Source organism: Actinoplanes sp. NPDC023801, assembly GCF_040639655.1.
GTDB lineage: Bacteria > Actinomycetota > Actinomycetes > Mycobacteriales > Micromonosporaceae > Actinoplanes.
The window spans coordinates 406,495-423,384 of the sequence record NZ_JBFAAI010000001.1 but is presented as its reverse complement, the minus strand read 5'-3'; the positions used below and the strand labels follow the sequence as shown (position 1 = coordinate 423,384).

The window sequence follows — 16,890 nt, the reverse complement described above, 5'->3', positions numbered from 1 at the left end:
GTCTCCAAGGTCGGGTGTCTTCCGTGCAGATTCTCGCGTATCCCCGACAAGCGGCGCAGGCACACCCCCCGGAAGGCATTTCGCCCTCTGCGGATCAGCTGTCGCCGACCTGTTCGGCGAGCAGCAGCCAGGCTTCCTCCGCCTCGGCTTTCTCCTGCTGTACGGCCTTGAGCTGGCCTTCCAGCTCGACGAGCTTGTCGTAGTCGCTGCCGTGCTCGGCCAGACCCTCGTTGATCTTGCGCTCTTTCTCGGTGAGCTTGTCCATCTGACGTTCCAGACGGGCCAGATCCTTGCGGGCCAGCCGCAGCTCACCGGAGGAGAGGCCACTCGCGGCCGGCGACGCCGTCGCAACACCCTTGGCGGGTACGCCCGGAGCGGCCGGATCGGTCACGCGGGCGAGGTATTCGTCGATGCCACCGGGCAGGTGCACGAGCCGCCCGTCGCCGAACATGCCGTAGACGGTGTCGGTGACGCGTTCGACCAGGTAGCGGTCGTGACTGGCGACGATCATGGTGCCCGGCCAGGAGTCGAGCAGGTCCTCCAGCGACGCGAGGGTGTCGGTGTCGAGGTCGTTGGTGGGCTCGTCGAGCAGCAGCACGTTGGGCTCGGCGGCGAGCAGCCGCAGCATCTGCAGGCGCCGGCGTTCGCCACCGGAGAGGTCGCTGACGGGTGTCCAGATCCGTTTGTCGGTGAATCCGAACACTTCGGCGAGCTGGCCGGCGGAGAGTTCCCGGTCGCCGAGTTTGACGCGTTTGGCGACCTCTTCGACGGCTTCGAGCAGACGCAGATGCCCGGGGAGCTCCTTGAGTTCCTGAGACAGGAAGGCGGGCCGCACGGTGGAGCCGGTGACGAGGCGGCCGCCGTCGGGTGTGGTTACTCCGGCGAGCAGGCGCAGCAGGGTCGTCTTGCCGGCTCCGTTGGCGCCCAGGATCGCGATCCGGTCGCCGGGGCCGACCTGCCAGGTGAGGCCCTGGAAGATCGGCTTGGGACCGGCCTTGAGTTCCACGTTCTCCAGGTCGTAGACCTGCTTCCCGAGCCGGGTGGTGGCCAGTCGCTGCAGGCTGACCGTGTCGCGGACCGGCGGGACGTCGGCGATCAGGGCGTTGGCCGCGTCGATCCGGAATTTCGGCTTGGACGTGCGGGCCGGTGGGCCGCGGCGCAGCCAGGCGATCTCCTTGCGGAGCAGGTTCTGGCGGCGGGCCTCGACGGTGGCGGCGATGCGCTGACGTTCGGCGCGGGTCAGCACCCACGCGGCGTAACCGCCCTCGTAGGTGTGCACCTCCTCGTCGACGACCTCCCACGTCATGGTGCAGACGGCGTCGAGGAACCAGCGGTCGTGGGTGACCACGAGCAGCGCGCCCTTGCGGGTGAGGAGGTGCTTGGCGAGCCAGTCGACGCCGGCCACGTCGAGATGGTTGGTGGGCTCGTCGAGGATGAGCAGGTCGCTGTCGCGGACCAGGAGCGCGGCGAGAGCGACACGGCGGCGCTCGCCACCGGACATCGGCCCGACGGGGGTGTCGAGGCCGAGGTAGCCCATGCCGAGGCCGTCGAGGATGGTGCGGACTCCGGCGTCACCGGCCCACTCGTGCTCGGCGCCCATGCTCTGCGGCAACCAGGCGGTGCCGAGGACGACATCACGCACGGTGAGGTCACCGGCGAGCGTGAGGGTCTGCGGCAGGGTCGCGACCCGCAGATCGCGCCGGTGGGTGACCCGGCCGGAGTCGGGCTCCTCGGTTTTGGCGAGAAGGCGGAGGAGGGTTGATTTGCCGGCGCCGTTGAGGCCGACGATGCCGATGCGGGCGTCGTCGTCCAGGCCGAGGGACACGTCGGTGAGCAACTGGCCGGCTGCGCCGTAACCCTTGCTGACCCGGTCCAGGTTGATGATGTTGGCCACGATGCGTCTAGATTACCCGCGCGCCGGGCTGGGGTCCGCGCGCGGTGACAGCTGCCCGGCAGGTCTTGGACGCGGTGAGGCCGGCCGCGATCTCCTGCGCGTGTGCCGCGTCGGCGGCGAGGAAGACGCAGGTGGGGCCGGAGCCGGAGACGAGCCCGGCGATGGCACCCGCCTCGTGGCCGGCTTTGAGCACGTCGGCGAGCTGCGGGCGCAGGGACAGGGCGGCGGCCTGAAGGTCGTTGCCGAGGGCCGCGCCGAGGACTTCCGGATCGCGCTGGCGCATCGCGGTCATCAGCTGGTCGGGACCGCCGAGCGGGGTGGGCGGCAGGGGCCGGTCGGCGGCGCGGAGCCGGTCGAGTTCGCGGTAGACCTCGGGGGTGGAGAGGCCGCCGTCGGCGATTGCGACGACCCAGTGCCAGATGGTGGGGCGGGCCAGGATGGGGCTGACCGCCTCGCCGTGGCCGGTGCCGAGGGCGGTGCCGCCGTGCAGCAGGAACGGGATGTCCGAGCCGATCTCGGCGCCGACCTCGGCGAGGTCGTCACGGGACATGCCGAGGCCCCAGAGCAGGTCGCACGCGATCAGGGTGGCTGCGGCGTCGGCGCTGCCACCGGCCAGGCCGCCGGCGAGCGGGATGCTCTTACGCAGGTGCAGACGGGCATGGGCGGGGACGCGGGCGCGGGCGGCCAGGGCCCGTGCGGCCCGGATGATCAGGTTGGTCTCGTCGAGTTCGAGGTCACCGGTGCCCTCCCCTTCCATGGTGAGGGTGAGGGTGTCGCCCCGGCGGGCGGTGAGCTCGTCGAAGAGGCTGATCGCGTGGTAGACGGTGTTCAGCTCGTGGTAGCCGTCGGGACGCAGCGGTCCGACGGCCAGGTGCAGGTTGATCTTCGCCGGGACTCGCACCCGCACCGGCCCGCGATGCGGGCGGGGCTCATCGTCGTCCGGCCCCCACGCCTCCGTCATCAGTTCATCTCCTCAGGCTGGGTGTCGGAGGGCCGCATTTCGGAAGACCGTGCTCCGGAAGACCGTGCTCCCGAGGACCGTGTCTCGGAAGAACGTGTTCCCGAAGACGGTGTTCCGGAAGAACGTGTTCCCGGAGACCGTGTTCCTGAAGAACGTGTTCCTGAAGAACGTGTGTCAGGGGGCCGCGCGTCGGACCGGCCGAGCTTACCGCCGGGGACCGACAGTTTCGCCGCCGCCGCGATCGCGGCGAACTCACCGACGGTGAGCGCCTCACCGCGCGCCTGCGGGCTGATCCCGGCAGCGCGCAGCACGGTCTCGGCCCGGTCCGGGCCGCCGGCCCAGCCGGCCAGGGCGGCCCGCAAGGTCTTCCGGCGCTGGGCGAAGGCGGCGTCGACGACCGCGAAGACGTCGGCGCGGTCAGCGCCGGCCGGTGGCTCGCGAAGGGTGAACGCGACAAGGCCGGAATCCACGTTGGGCACCGGCCAGAAGACCGCGGGTGGCACCTTCCCGGCCGGTCTGGCCTCGGCGTACCAGGCGAGTTTGACCGAGGGCACCCCGTAGACCTTCGAGCCGGGGCCGGCGGTGAGCCGGTCGGCGACCTCCTTCTGCACCATCACCAGGCCGCCGCGCAGGGTGGGCAGCTCCGCGAGCAGGTGCAGGACGACCGGGACGGCGACGTTGTACGGCAGGTTCGCCACCAGCATGGTCGGGGCGGGATCGAAACGGTCGCCGGTGATCCGGAGGGCGTCGGCGTGGTGCACGGTCAGGTGCGGCGCGGTGACGGTCGCGGGCAGGGCACCGGCCAGAGTGGCGTCGATCTCGACGGCGTGCACGTGCCGCACCGCTCCGGTCAGGCCGAGGGTCAGGGAGCCGAGACCGGGACCGACCTCCAGGGCGACGTCGCCGGGGTGCAGGGCGGCCGCGGCGACGATGCGGCGGATGGTGTTGGGGTCGTGCAGGAAGTTCTGGCCGAGCTTCTTGGTCGGCGCCACGCCGAGGCGCGCGGCCAGGTCCCGGATCTCCGCCGGGCCGAGGAGAGTCTCCGCCATGCGCCAGAGCCTACGGTGGGCGGTCCGGGCCACTGGACACCGCCGGGTAACAAGGAAGTCATGACGGAGTTGCTGGAGCTGCGCGGAGTGATCGAGGCGACTCCGGACGCGGTGGCCGCGGTGCTGCTGGACGTCGCCCCCGGTGGTCGTTCACCGCTGACGGTGACCGGCACGGTCGAGCGGGGCGGCAACGAGTTCGTGATGGTGCGGGACGGCAGCCGGATCACGGTGACGGTGGACCGGGCGGGCCGATCGGTCACGCAGCAGGGTGACTGGTGGTATCGCGGGGTGACCTCGGTGGAGGCCGACCCGCGCGGGTCGCTCGTGGTGCACCGGATCTACAACGTGGCGCCGGGTCATCGGTGGGCGGTACGGATGGTGTCGCGTGGCCCGCTGAACGCGGCGCCGGCCGCGTTCGCGACCCAGCTGGAGCAGCTGGGCCGCACGCTCGGCGCCGCCACCCGGGTCCTGACCGACTAAAACCACACCTGGACGGGACCGCTGTCTCAAGCGAGCTGAGACAACGGTGCGCGACAGCTGGGGCTTGGCGGCTGGGCTGGGCCGCTGTTTCGAGGGAGCCGGGACAGGCGGGGGCCGCTTTGCCCGTACCGGCGAAGGGATCTCAGGTCCAGGAACCGAAGACCTCGGTGCCGTTGGCGGAGACCGCGGCGCAGAGGGTGTCGAGGTCGGTGCCGGAGGCATCGGCGAGGGCCCGCATGGTGATCGGGATGAGGTAGGAGGCGTTGGGCCGGCCCCGGTAGGGGGTCGGGGTGAGGTAAGGAGCGTCGGTCTCGACCATCATCTGACCCGGCGGGGTGATCGCCGCGGCTTCGCGGAGAGCGGCGGCGCTGGCGAAGGTGACGGTTCCGGCGAAGCTCAGGTAGTAGCCGCGGCGTACGCACTCGGCGGCGAACTCGGCGTCACCGGAGAAGCAGTGCAGGACCACCCGGTCGGGGGCACCCTCGTCGTCGAGGACCCGCAGGACGTCGGCGTGTGCGTCCCGGTCGTGAATGATCAGGGCCTTGCCGTGACGCTTGGCGATGGCGATGTGGGCCCGGAAGCTCTCCTCCTGCGCGGCCCGGCCGTCCTCGCCGGTACGGAAGGTGTCCAGGCCGGTCTCGCCGACGCCGCGGACCCGGGGCCGGGCGGCCAGTGCCTCGATCTGCCGCAGCGCCTCGTCCAGATCGGAGAGTCGCGGTGCCTCGTTCGGGTGCAGGGCCACCGCGGCCAGCACCTGTCCGTGCGCGTCGGCGAGGTCGGCCCCCCACCGTGACGAGTCGACGTCGACTCCGACCTGGACCAGCCGGTCGACGCCGCTCTTGGCCGCGGCGGCGATCAGTACCTCGACCGGGTCACCCTCCGCGGGTACGCCGGCCTCCTGCACGGTCAGGTCGAGGTGGGTGTGGCTGTCGAAGACCGGGACCGCGAGCGGCTCCGGGGCCGGCGGGAACTCGCCTGCTCGGCGCGATTCCTTGGCGCGGCGGCGGTCTGAAGGAGACTGACCGGGGGGTGACGAAGGCATGTGAGACATTGTGCACGTCGACATTTCCGGCAACCTGGCGTTCATCCGATATCCACCGGCATCACTTAGGTTCCGGGCCGTGACCGTGACCGGTGAGGACAGCGATCTGGGCGCCGACCCGCTCGACCCGCCTCTGATGGCGCCACTCCGCCGTGACCTCGACTGGCAGCAGGTTCAGTCGATGAGCCAGTCGGCCGGTTACCGGGACGACGCCGGGCTGCGGCGGATCCGGGCGACCGCGGCGGTACGCCGGGGCACGCGGATGACGAAGATCCTCTCCCCCGCGCAGGTCGCCGGGCACCTCGGCGGCTGGCTGCCGTACGGCTTCTGCTACCGCTCCTGCGACATCGCCCACCTGCGTGAGCCGCGGCAGCTGGGTCTGCTGCGCACCGACGGTCTGTCCGACGACCATGTCACGTTCGCGCTGCGGTGGCGGGCCGTCGATCCGCTCGACTACGAGGTGCCGGCCGGGCCGTCGCAGCCGGGGCTGTCGGCGCTGCCGGCGCATTCCCGGGTCGGGGCGATGGTCCTGGGCACCGGGTTCACCCCGAGCACCGACGATCTGGTCCCGGAGTACGTGACGGCCGGTTTCGCGGATCTCCCGCTGTCGGCGAACGCGCAGCTGCTCGCGTACCTGCCGGGCGGTGACGAGGTGGTGCTGTACACGTACCAGCCGGAGCAGCACGGCTGGTTGCGGCTGGCCGGGCCGCGGTGGCGCGGCCTGCTGTCGGAGATCCCCGGCGGAAGCCCGGATCGGGAGTACGTCCCGTGCAGCGCGACCGCGTCGGCAAGGCTGGTCGGGCGGATCGACGACAACGAGTACGAGGCGGTCGCGGACCCGCCCGGCGAGTTCCGGGTGCGTGCGCTGACCCGGGCCGCCCGGTACCCGGTGCAGACCCTGTCGCGGCGGGCCGAACAGGCCCGGTGGCGCAGGGTGCCGTGCTGGGTGCTGCAGCGGGACGAGACGTGGGCCCGGCTGCGGCTGCTGCGACCGGACGCCGACACGGTGAACGCGGTCGGCGCCCGGTGTTACGAGCGCGGCATCTACGAGGCGTGGGCTCCGGTCGACGAACTGACCGAGCACCACATCGCGGACATCGCCTACCAGCTCTGACGAGAGAACGTCAGCTGCGGGTCAGCTTGGCGGTGCGGTAGGTCTGGCGGAAGTGGTCGGCCCAGTCGTACGCCCAGATGTCTACGGCGATGAACTGGTTCCGGGCGACGCCGGCCGGCAGCTTGAGCGACCACTTGCCGTTGACGACCTTCACCTTGTAGCCGGTGGCGTAGCAGTACTTGTCGACGTCGGCGTCGTTGTAGTACCGCTTCCACTTCTTCTGCGGGGTCAGGCAGTAGGCCTTGCCCGTCGAGGTGACCCGGAAAACGGTCACGCCGACGTGACGCAGGCCGGCGCCCTTGTCCTTCGCGGTACCCCGGATGGTCTTCCAGGAGCTCGCCTTGCTGGGCGACGACGGCTTCGTGATCGACACGGTGGGCTTCCAGGTGTCCTTGACCACGTTGATCCAGGCGCCCGTCTGGAAGGTGCTGTAACCCCGCGAGCTGCCCCACGAGATCTTGATCGGCCGCACGCCGGAGAGGCGCCCGTTGCCGACCCGGACGTACTTCTTCTTGGCCGCGTCCCACTTCCACTGGTAGAGCACGCTGCCGGTGAGCCGGCGGGTGGACGCGTTGTGGACGGAGACCCAGCCGTCGCTCCAGTCGATCCGGTACTTGGTCGCACCGGCGGGAACCTTGTCGATGTTGACCTTGAACGAGCCGCCCTGGTAGATGCTCTTGCGGCTGAGCGAGATCTTGCCGGCCGGGACGCTGACGCCGACGGTCCGGGCGGGGATCTCCGACTGGTTGCCGGCGGGGTCGGTGACGATCACCGTCACCTTGAAGCTCCCGGCCTTGGTGTACGACTTCGACGCGAGGAACGTGGTCGCGCCGAGCGTGGTGGTGGTGCCGTCACCCCAGCTGACAACCCGCTTGAGGGTGTCCTGGGCGTCGACCGGGTCGCTGTACTCGGACGCGTTCTGGCCGATCGTGATCTGCTGGCCGGCCCACACCGAGGTGTAGTTGATGCGGAACGAGCCGGTCGGCTTCGTGGTGTCCGGCTCGGACGTCGGCGGCTCGGGGTTAGTCGTGCCCGGGTCGGTGGTGCCCGGGTCAGTCGTGCCGGGGTCGGTGGTGCCCGGGTCGGTGGCGTCCAGGGTGACGGCACCCGGGTCGGCCGTACCGGACTCGGCGGCGGGCTTCTCGGTCAGGGCGTCGGCGGACGAATCCGGGCTCGCGTAGGCCGGCGAGCCGTGGAGCGCGCCGCCGGCGAGCAGTGCGCCGCCGACGAATGCCGCCAGAGCGGGACGCGCAAGGCGTGATCTCACAGAACTCCTTCAAGGGTGGGAATGCCACATGAAGAAGTCGAGCAACCGCTACGAACACGTACCGACGAAACGCCCCCGTTCCCCCGTGGCTCCGATGACCTTACCGAGTCCACAGAGGCAGATCAACGTATTTGACAACGAGAATGCCCGCCGGAATGTCATCCCGGCGGGCATCTCGGACGTACCGTCGAATCAGGACTCTTCGCCGCCCAGGCGGGCCAGCTCCTCGTCCACAACCGACGGATCGAGCTTGCGGAACACCGGCTTCGGCGCCGCCAGCGGGGTGCCGGCGACCAGCGGCACCGACTCCCAGCGGGCCCCGGTCGTGTAGTCGCCGGTCAGGATCGGGTAACCGGGGCCGCCGTCAAGATCCTCGACCTCCTCGATCCGCGGCATCGGCGCGTGCACGCCCTCACCGCCGAGCAGCTCGAACACCTTCTGCGCGGAGTGCGGCAGGAACGGTGTGAGCAACGTGTTCGCGTCGCTGACCACCTGCAGCGCCACGTGCAGGACGGTGGCCTGGCGGGGCTTGTCCTCCTCGGACTTCAGCTTCCACGGGGCCTGCTCGGAGAGGTACTTGTTGGCCTCGGCGACGACCCGCATCGCCTCGCCGATCGCCGCCTTCTGCCGGTGCTTGCCGATCAGTTCACCGACCGTCGTGAACCCGGTTCTGGCCACCGCCAGGACCGCGCGGTCCTCGTCGGTCAGTTCGCCGGCCGCCGGGATCTCACCGAAGTTCTTCGCGGCCATCGAGACGGACCGGTTGACCAGGTTGCCCCAGCCGGCCACCAGCTCGTCGTTGTTGCGCCGGACGAACTCGGCCCAGGTGAAGTCGGTGTCGTTGGACTCGGGACCGGCGGCCGCGATGAAGTAGCGCAGTGCGTCGGCGTCGTACCGCTCCAGGAAGTCGCGTACGTAGATGACCACCCGGCGCGACGAGGAGAACTTCTTGCCCTCCATCGTCAGGTACTCACTGGAGACGACCTCGGTGGGCAGGTTGAGCCGGCCCAGCGACCCGGGCTCGCCCGCCTTGTCACCCTCCCCGGAGTAGCCGAGCAGCAGGGCCGGCCAGATCACCGAGTGGAAGACGATGTTGTCCTTGCCCATGAAGTAGTAGCCGAGCGCGTCCTTGCCCTGCGCGTCGGCCGACCACCACTGCCGCCACGCCTCCGGGTCGCCGGTGCGGCGGGCCCACTCGATCGACGCCGACAGGTAGCCGATGACCGCGTCGAACCAGACGTAGATGCGCTTGTCGCCGCGGTCCCGCCAGCCGTCCAGCGGGATCGGGACGCCCCACTCCAGGTCGCGGGTGATGGCCCGCGGCTGCAGGTCGTCGAGCAGGTTGCGGGAGAACTTGAGCACGTTGGGCCGCCAGTTCTCCCGGCGGTCCAGCCAGCCGCCGATCGCCTCGGCGAACGCCGGCAGGTCGAGGAAGAAGTGCTCGGTCTCGACGAACTGCGGGGTCTCGCCGTTGATCCGGGATCGCGGGTTGACCAGCTGCTCCGGGTCGAGCTGGTTGCCGCAGTTGTCGCACTGGTCGCCGCGGGCACCCTCGTAGCCGCAGATCGGGCAGGTGCCCTCGATGTAGCGGTCGGGCAGGGTGCGGCCGGTGGACGGCGAGATGGCGCCGAGCGTGGTGCGCGCGACGATGTAGCCGTTGCGGTGCAGTCCCTCGAACAGTTCCTGGACGATGGCGTAGTGGTTGCGCGTGGTGGTGCGCGTGAACAGGTCGTAGGACAGGCCCAGACCGTGCAGGTCCTCCACGATCACCCGGTTGTAGCGGTCGGCGAGCTCGCGCGGGGTGACCCCGTCGGCGTCCGCCTGCACCTGGATGGGGGTGCCGTGCTCGTCGGTGCCGGACACCATGAGCACGTCGTGGCCGGCCATCCGCATGTACCGGCTGAAGACGTCGGAGGGGACCCCGAAGCCGGAGACATGACCGATGTGGCGCGGGCCGTTGGCGTAGGGCCAGGCGACCGCGGCGAGAACGTGACTCATGACGTACAAGCGTAGTGACCGCTCGGGGCGGCCCGCGAACGGATTGCCGCCTCCCACGCGCGGTATGCCGATTTGTCCCGACACGCCCCATCAGTGACGTGCTCACCGCAGGCCTCGGGCGTTCAATGAGCAGGTGACCGGAAACGTGCCGCAACCAGGGGAAACGCCTGGCGACCAGGTCAACCCCTGGATTCTGTCCGACCCCGAGGGCGCCTGGTGGCGCGGGGAGACCGGCCGGGACGAGCCCGACGCCGGCCCGCCCATCGCCGCCGCCCACGCCGCCGGGGTCCGTGACCTCACCGAGCACCTCGCCGAACCACCGGCCGTCGAGCCACCCGGGGGCTCGCGGCTGGCCACCGCCGGCGAACTGATGATCATCGAGCCGGAGCGGCTCGCCCGGCCGGGCGTCACACCGCTCCCTGAGGTGCTGGGCGAGCCCGAGATCGAGGCCCGGCTGGAACGGATGGAGAACTCGCCGTTCTGGCTCAGCGAGGAGGAACGGGCCGCCGCCGAGACCACCGGAACCGACCGGCCGCCCGGCCGGCGCCGCCGCCCACCGGCCCACAACCCGCTGGCCGCACTGTTCTGCCTGGTGGTGCTCAGCCTGGTGGCGGCCTTCTTCGGCTGGGTCAGCGCGGAACCGTTCTGGCTGGCGGCCGGGCACGGGAAACACGGGTACGCGACGACGGCCCACTGCCAGGGCGACGGCCTGACCCAGCGCTGCACCGGCCGGTTCGCCACCGCCGACGGGAACTTCGCGGTGTCCCCGGTGACGCTGCTCGGCATCACCGGCGACCGGCGGCATCCCGGCGCCGTCTCACCGGCCCGGATGGTGAGCGCCGACAGCGGCCAGGCCTACACCGCCCCGGCCGGGCCTCTCATGCACCTGCGCTGGGGACTCGGCTTCCTGCTCGTGCTGATCTGCGGTTACGGCATCGCTGAGGCGACCGGGGCACGGCGGCTGCCGTCCCGGCCCACCCGGCGGTCGGCCACGATCGCCAGTTTCCTCGGACCGATCCTGCTGCTCGGCGGGTTCCTCGTCTCGGCGTACTGATCAGGTCAGGCTTTCTCGTGGACCAGGGTGTAGACCGCACGCCTGCGCAGACCGTAGGCATCGGCGACGGCTTGGATCGCGTCCCGCCGGCTCTCCCCGCCGGCCTCGCGCCGGGCCACCGCCTCCCGTAGCTCGTCGTCGGCGGGCTGCGCCGGCGGTCCGGCCGGCGCACCCGCCACCACCAGGGTGATCTCGCCGCGCGGCGGATCCTGCGCCGCGCCCTCGGCCAGCGCCCCGAGGGTGTCGCGGCGGATCTCCTCGTACGTCTTGGTCAGCTCCCGGCAGACGGCGGCCGGCCGGTCCGCGCCGAAGACCGACGCCAGATCCTCGAGCGCACCCTTGATCCGGTGCGGGGCCTCGAAGAAGACGAGCGTGCGGGGCTCGGCCGCGAGCTCGCGCAACCGGGACCGGCGGCCCGACCCGGAGCGCGGCAGGAAGCCCTCGAAGACGAAACGGTCGCTGGGCAGGCCGGACAGCGCGAGCGCGGTGGTCACCGCGCTCGGGCCGGGCGCGGCGGTCACCGGGAACCCGGCGTCCAGCGCGGCACGGACCAGCCGGTACCCGGGGTCGGAGACACTCGGCATGCCACCGTCGGTCACTACGGCGACGACGGCGCCGGACCGCAGGGCCTCGACGAGTTCGGGTGTACGCCGTTCGTCGTTGCCCTCGAAGTAGGAGACGACCCGCCCGCGCACCGTGACGCCGAGGTCCTTGGCGAGCCGGGCCAGGCGCCGGGTGTCCTCCGCGGCGACGACATCCGCCGAGGCCAGGACCTCGCGCAGCCGCGTCGAGGCGTCGCCGGTGTTACCCAGCGGCGCGCCCGCCAGGACGACGCGTCCACCGGCTTGTTCTGCATCAGGCATCGGAAAAGTCCATCACATGCCAGGACGCGCCGACGGCGGGCGTCGGTTCTCAGCGACTGGGCCTACGATCGCGGGGTGACGACGGCGGCCACAGCTGAGACAGAACTCACCACCGCGGACTCCCCCACCGGGGCGGAGTCGTCCCCGGGCATACGGGTCCTCCCAGCGGTGGTCCGGCGGCGCCTGTCGACGCTGGACCGGCGGTTCGACCCGTACTCGTGGCTTGTCACCGCCATCATCACCCTGGCGGCCGGGATCCTGCGGTTCGCCGGGGTCGACCGGCCCAAGGGATACATCTTCGACGAGGTGTACTACCCGACCGACGCATGGGACATGCTGCAGTACGGCGTCGAGTGGGACGAGAAGAGCAACGGCGCCGCGTACGTGGTGCACCCACCGCTGGGCAAGTGGCTCATCGCGCTCGGCGAGATGATCTACGGCAACACCGAGATGGGCTGGCGGTTCTCCACCGCGGTCGCCGGCACGCTGATGGTGCTGATCCTGATCCGGCTCGCCTACCGGCTGTTCCGCTCGATCGTGCTGGCCGGGATCGCCGGTCTGCTGATGGCGCTCGACGGATTCCAGCTGGTGCTGTCGCGCACGTCGCTGCTGGACATCTTCGTCGGCCTGTTCATCCTGATGGCGTTCGCCGCGATGGTGCTGGACCGCGACCACTACCGGCGCAGCTGGCAGCGGGCGCTGGAGCGGGGCTACGACCCGTCCGCGACCCCGCACATCCCGCGGTTCGTGCCGTGGTGGCTGCTGGTCTCCGGCGTCTGCTTCGGGATGGCGTGCAGCGTCAAGTGGAGCGCCCTGTTCTTCGCCCCGTTCTTCGCCGCGATGGTGTTCGTCTGGCGCGCTCAGGCCCGCCGGTCCGCCGGCGTGCGCGGGCCGATCATCGCCGGGATCCTCGGTGACATCGGCTGGCTGGTGCTCACCTTCGGCCTGATCGTCCTGGTGTACCTGGCGAGCTGGACCGGCTGGTTCGTCACCGACCACGGCTACTTCCGGCACTACCGGGCCGACAACGGCTGGAGCGAGCCGCCGGTCATCGGGCCGCTGCTCAATCTGATCCACTACCACGAGGAAGCGTTCAAGTTCCACACCGGCCTGACGCAGCGGCACACCTACCAGTCGTGGCCGTGGCAGTGGCTGCTGCTGGGGCGGCCGGTGGCGTTCTACTGGTCGTCCGCCGGCACCTGCGGGGCGCCCAGCTGCGCCGCCGAGATTCTGCTGGTCGGCACGCCGATCCTGTGGTGGTCGTTCCTGCCGGCGCTGGGCGCGCTGGCCTGGTTCGGCATCGCGCGGCGGGACTGGCGGGCCTACGCGATCATGACCGGGGTCGTCGCCGGGCTGCTGCCGTGGTTCTACTTCGCGGTCAAGGACGGCCGGACGATGTTCGCGTTCTACGCGATGCCGGCGCTGCCGTTCCTGATCCTCGCGGTGGTGTACGTCCTCGGGGCGATCATGACGCCGAAGAGCGGGATGGCGGTCGGCGCGGCGCGGACCGACCGGCAGTTGGTGGGCACGGTCGTGGTGTCCACCTACGTCGTCCTGGTTGCGCTGTGTTTCGCCTACTTCTACCCGGTTTTCGTGGGCACGCTCATGCCGTACGACGATTGGTCGGTACGCATGTGGCTTGGCGGCCGCTGGATCTAGCGAGATCCACAGAAACGAAAGGGCGCGCCCCGATCGCCTGCCACGGGGGAAGCGGGCGATTGGGGCGCGCAAGAAGAGCTTAACGAGCGGAGATGTCCCGCACAACGGGTGCCGGCCCCAGATTGTCGCGTCGCTCCCACCATCCCAGATATTCGGACATTAAGCTCTAACCTCACTTATCTCCCGTATCGCTTCGCGAGATTTGCTCGGCAATTCAGTCGGAAATGCGACAACGAATTGGCTGGCAAAACCGCGTAACCTCATTTGTTTTCGCGCCGCACAGCAGCTCAGTCGAATGGCGTGACGGAACCGGCACACCGGACTCCACCGGCCCAAACCCGCGCGTCGCCATTTCGTCCTATTTCATGTAATCAGCGGTGTGTCACCCTTGTGAGTGATCTACGCCAAGATCGCGATAAATGTTCTTAAGCTTCGCCGCGTGACTTCGCAGGAGCCCAAGACCCCGCACCACGACGACGATCACTCCCCCGAGACGGAAGTGATCGCCGTACCGGAGCCCGCGCCGGTGTTCGTGGACTCCACCGGACGACGCAGCCGAGTCCTCCGGGGCTTCGCCATGGCCTTCGGCGCGCTCCTGGTCGCCTACGGTGGCCTGGTCAGCGTCAGTCTCGCCGGCGGACCGGTCAGCTCGAGCGCCGTGCTGCCGTTCCCCGTCCTCGACGAAGAATCCGAGGACCAGCAACCCACCCGGCCGCCCGCCCGCACGCCGCAACCGTCGCCGAGCGCCACCACGGCCCGGCCGGTCGTCGAGTCGACGCAGCGCAACGCCACCGGCCCGCGCCGGTCCACGTCAGCCTCGCCACGGACATCCGGCAGAACCACGAAGTCACCGAGCCCCAGCCCGTCACCGTCCCGCTCGCCGGCAGGGCCGGTAACCAAACCGGTCGAGTCCGCAACCGTGAGTCAGCAACCGAAGCCCGGCCCCGGCTCCGGCACACCTGTCGCCCCGGTCCCGCCGCCCGTGGTGGAGAAGCCGGACACCGGCGGCACCGGCGGCGGCGGACCCGTGCCGGACGACATCATCCCGGCCCCGGGGGTCACCACCGATCGCGCGGACACGCCGGTCCCGTCGCAACCGCCCGCCGAGGACCACCCCGCGGACACGGCCGCACCCAGCACCCGGGCCGCGCCATGAGTGCCCGAACCGGCCGCCGGGCCCGGCCTGCCGTACGGCGCCGCATCCTGCCGCGACCGCGGGTGCTCCTCGGTGTCCTGCTCGCCGGGTCCTTTGTGGCGGTGCTGATCGTGCAGGCCTACATCAACGCCGAGTTCACCGGCGACCACGTCGAGACCGGAGTCGGCGACCAGGCCGGAGTGCCCGCCGCCGTGCTGCGCGGCGGGCCGATCATCAACACCACCGGCGGCCAGGAGAGCACCACCCGGCTGCCGGACCGCACCATCGCCCTCACCTTCGATGACGGGCCCGACCCGGCCTGGACACCGAAGGTGCTCGAGGTACTGCGCCGCCACGACGCGCGCGCCACCTTCTTCATGGTCGGATCGCAGGTGGCCCGGCACCCCGAGCTGGCTCGGCAGGTCGTCGAGGCCGGCAACGAACTCGGCCTGCACACCTTCACCCATCCGGACATGCAGCGGCTCGCCCCGTGGCGGCGGGAGCTCGAGCTGTCCCAGAACCAGATGGCGATCGCCAAGGCCACCGGCGTACGCACCAGCCTGGCGCGGTTCCCCTACTCCTCCAGGAACGCCGCGATCGACGACGCCAACTGGAAGCTGATCAAGGAGGCCGGCGCCCTCGGATATCTGGTCGTGGTCAACGACACGGACAGTTTCGACTGGCAGCGCCCCGGGCCGACGAAAATCATCCAGAACGCCACCCCGCCCGGCGATCAGTCCGCCGTCGTCCTGTTCCACGACGCCGGCGGCGACCGTGCCCAGACCGTCGCGGCCCTCGACGAGTTCATCCCGCGGATGAAGGCCCGCGGCTACCGCTTCACCACCGTCACCGAGGGCCTCAACCTGGGCATCCGTGAGCAGGCCGCGAAGACGGAGGCGCCGGCCCCGCTGCCGCTCAACCCACCGGCGCCGGCCGGCGACCAGTGGCGCGGCACCGCCCTGATCTGGACCGTGGGCCTCGCCGACGGCCTGGTCACCGTGATCGGCGCCCTCTTCCTCGTGGTCGGGTCGCTGACCATCGGCCGTACCCTCCTGCTCCTCCTGCTAGCCACCCGGCACGCCCGGCAACGCCGTCAGCCGGGCTGGCAGTGGGGCCCACCGGTGACCGAACCGGTCTCGGTGATCGTGCCCGCCTACAACGAGAAGGAGGGCATCGAGGCAGCCGTCCGCTCACTGGCCGGCGGCGACCACCCCGAGATCGAGGTGGTCGTCGTCGACGACGGCTCCACCGACGGCACCGCCGATCTCGTCGAGCGGATGGCCCTGCCCAATGTGCGCGTGGTCCGCGTGCCCAACGGCGGCAAGCCGAACGCCCTCAACACCGGCGTGGCCCTGGCCCGGCACGACCTGATCGTCATGGTCGACGGTGACACCGTGTTCGAGGAGGACTCGCTGCGGCTGCTGGTCCAGCCGTTCGCCGATCACACGGTCGGCGCGGTCGCCGGCAACGTCAAGGTCGGCAACCGGGAGACCACGGTCGCCCTCTGGCAGCACATCGAGTACGTCATCGGCTTCAACCTCGACCGCCGCCTCTACGAGGTGATGAACTGCATGCCCACCGTCCCGGGCGCAATCGGCGCGTTCCGGCGGCAGGCCCTCCAGCAGGTCGGCGGGGTCAGCGACGAGACCCTGGCCGAGGACACCGACGTCACCATGGCGTTCTGCCGGGCCGGCTGGCGCGTCGTCTACGAGGAGAAGGCCCGGGCCTGGACCGAGGCACCGACCACGATGGAGCAGCTCTACCGGCAGCGGTACCGGTGGAGCTACGGGACCATGCAGGCGATGTGGAAGCACCGGAAGGCGCTGTTCGACTCCGGGCCGTCCGGGCGGTTCGGCCGTGTGGGACTGCCGTTCCTGGCCCTGTTCGGGCTGGGGCTGCCGATGCTCGCCCCGGTGGTCGACATCATGCTCGTCTACGGCCTGATCTTCTGGGATCTCCGCGAGACCGCCGTCGCATGGCTCGGCATGCTCGCCCTGCAGCTGTTCACCGCGGTGGTGGCGTTCCGGATGGACCGGGAGTCGCTCCGGCCCCTGCTCACACTGCCGTTGCAGCAGTTCGCCTACCGCCAGCTGATGTACCTGGTGCTGCTCCAGTCGGCCACCACCGCACTCACCGGCGGGCGGCTGCGCTGGCACAAGCTCAACCGCACCGGACTGGCGCCCCGGTCACCGTCCCCCGAAGCCGCGCCCGCGGTTGCCCTGCCCGCGCCGTCACCCGCACCGTCGGTGGCCCCCGTGGTGGACACCTGGCCCCCGACCGGCGACGACCCGTACCGAGGGCCGGTCGGACGGGCTGTCGCCCCGCCGGTGCCGTCCCAGGTGGTGCCGGACGACGTACGGGAACGGCTCTGAGA

The 16,890-nt window shown here is 70.6% G+C and carries 12 protein-coding genes and 1 pseudogene; 6 read left to right on the top strand and 7 right to left on the bottom strand.

What is annotated here, in order from left to right; genetic code table 11:
* Positions 1-94: 94 nt before the first annotated feature.
* The 3 genes and pseudogenes from AB0G04_RS02035 to rsmA all read right to left on the bottom strand — a co-directional run.
* Positions 95-1,894, bottom strand: coding sequence for an ABC-F family ATP-binding cassette domain-containing protein (locus tag AB0G04_RS02035; protein ID WP_360974815.1), 1,800 nt, complete (start codon positions 1,892-1,894; stop codon positions 95-97).
* A 7-nt stretch (positions 1,895-1,901) separates the two neighbouring features.
* A complete protein-coding gene (locus tag AB0G04_RS02030; RefSeq protein WP_360974812.1) occupies positions 1,902-2,855 on the bottom strand; it encodes a 4-(cytidine 5'-diphospho)-2-C-methyl-D-erythritol kinase in 954 nt (317 codons plus the stop codon).
* Positions 2,856-3,082: 227 nt separating this feature from the next.
* Positions 3,083-3,904: pseudogene (gene rsmA, locus AB0G04_RS02025) on the bottom strand (16S rRNA (adenine(1518)-N(6)/adenine(1519)-N(6))-dimethyltransferase RsmA); the annotation flags it as partial.
* A gap of 60 nt (positions 3,905-3,964) precedes the next feature.
* Between rsmA and AB0G04_RS02020 the strand changes: the two are divergent.
* Positions 3,965-4,384, top strand: coding sequence for a hypothetical protein (locus AB0G04_RS02020; protein WP_360974809.1), 420 nt, complete (start codon positions 3,965-3,967; stop codon positions 4,382-4,384).
* A 142-nt stretch (positions 4,385-4,526) separates the two neighbouring features.
* Here AB0G04_RS02020 and AB0G04_RS02015 read toward each other — a convergent pair whose 3' ends face one another.
* Positions 4,527-5,426, bottom strand: a complete 900-nt coding sequence (locus AB0G04_RS02015) for a TatD family hydrolase (RefSeq protein WP_360974806.1) — start codon at positions 5,424-5,426, stop codon at positions 4,527-4,529.
* Positions 5,427-5,505: 79 nt separating this feature from the next.
* On the opposite strand from AB0G04_RS02015, the gene AB0G04_RS02010 reads away from it, so the two are divergent.
* A complete protein-coding gene (locus AB0G04_RS02010) occupies positions 5,506-6,540 on the top strand; it encodes a hypothetical protein (protein ID WP_360974803.1) in 1,035 nt (344 codons plus the stop codon).
* 10 nt (positions 6,541-6,550) lie between these two features.
* On the opposite strand, the gene AB0G04_RS02005 is transcribed toward AB0G04_RS02010, so the two are convergent.
* Positions 6,551-7,807 (bottom strand): hypothetical protein, encoded by a 1,257-nt coding sequence (locus AB0G04_RS02005; RefSeq protein ID WP_360974800.1) that lies wholly within the window; start codon positions 7,805-7,807, stop codon positions 6,551-6,553.
* A gap of 192 nt (positions 7,808-7,999) precedes the next feature.
* On the bottom strand, positions 8,000-9,805 hold the full coding sequence (metG, locus tag AB0G04_RS02000; RefSeq protein WP_360974797.1) for a methionine--tRNA ligase: 1,806 nt from the start codon (positions 9,803-9,805) through the stop codon (positions 8,000-8,002).
* A gap of 133 nt (positions 9,806-9,938) precedes the next feature.
* Here metG and AB0G04_RS01995 point away from each other — a divergent pair, with 133 nt between their 5' ends.
* Positions 9,939-10,859, top strand: coding sequence for a hypothetical protein (locus tag AB0G04_RS01995; protein WP_360974794.1), 921 nt, complete (start codon positions 9,939-9,941; stop codon positions 10,857-10,859).
* 5 nt (positions 10,860-10,864) lie between these two features.
* Here the strand turns inward: AB0G04_RS01995 and rsmI are convergent, their stop codons facing one another.
* Entirely contained in the window at positions 10,865-11,722 is an 858-nt protein-coding gene (rsmI, locus tag AB0G04_RS01990; RefSeq protein WP_360974791.1) for a 16S rRNA (cytidine(1402)-2'-O)-methyltransferase, read from the bottom strand.
* Positions 11,723-11,797: 75 nt separating this feature from the next.
* Here rsmI and AB0G04_RS01985 point away from each other — a divergent pair, with 75 nt between their 5' ends.
* The 3 genes from AB0G04_RS01985 to AB0G04_RS01975 all read left to right on the top strand — a co-directional run bounded on the left by AB0G04_RS01985 (position 11,798) and on the right by AB0G04_RS01975 (position 16,888).
* Positions 11,798-13,381 carry a glycosyltransferase family 39 protein gene (locus tag AB0G04_RS01985; RefSeq protein WP_360974788.1) on the top strand — a complete coding sequence of 528 codons (1,584 nt, stop codon included), beginning with the start codon at positions 11,798-11,800 and terminating at the stop codon, positions 13,379-13,381.
* Between the two features lie 439 nt (positions 13,382-13,820).
* A complete protein-coding gene (locus AB0G04_RS01980; protein ID WP_360974785.1) occupies positions 13,821-14,537 on the top strand; it encodes a hypothetical protein in 717 nt (238 codons plus the stop codon).
* Positions 14,534-16,888, top strand: coding sequence for a bifunctional polysaccharide deacetylase/glycosyltransferase family 2 protein (locus tag AB0G04_RS01975; protein WP_360974782.1), 2,355 nt, complete (start codon positions 14,534-14,536; stop codon positions 16,886-16,888). The genes AB0G04_RS01980 and AB0G04_RS01975 overlap by 4 nt, the downstream gene beginning before the upstream one ends.
* Positions 16,889-16,890: the final 2 nt, after the last annotated feature.

Coding starts and splice junctions, on each gene's coding strand:
- AB0G04_RS02030 (WP_360974812.1), bottom strand. CDS start 2,855: ATGACGGAGGCGTGGGGGCCGGACGACGATGAGCCCCGCCCGCATCGC.
- metG (WP_360974797.1), bottom strand. CDS start 9,805: ATGAGTCACGTTCTCGCCGCGGTCGCCTGGCCCTACGCCAACGGCCCG.
- AB0G04_RS01975 (WP_360974782.1), top strand. CDS start 14,534: ATGAGTGCCCGAACCGGCCGCCGGGCCCGGCCTGCCGTACGGCGCCGC.
- AB0G04_RS02015 (WP_360974806.1), bottom strand. CDS start 5,426: ATGCCTTCGTCACCCCCCGGTCAGTCTCCTTCAGACCGCCGCCGCGCC.
- rsmI (WP_360974791.1), bottom strand. CDS start 11,722: ATGCCTGATGCAGAACAAGCCGGTGGACGCGTCGTCCTGGCGGGCGCG.
- AB0G04_RS02020 (WP_360974809.1), top strand. CDS start 3,965: ATGACGGAGTTGCTGGAGCTGCGCGGAGTGATCGAGGCGACTCCGGAC.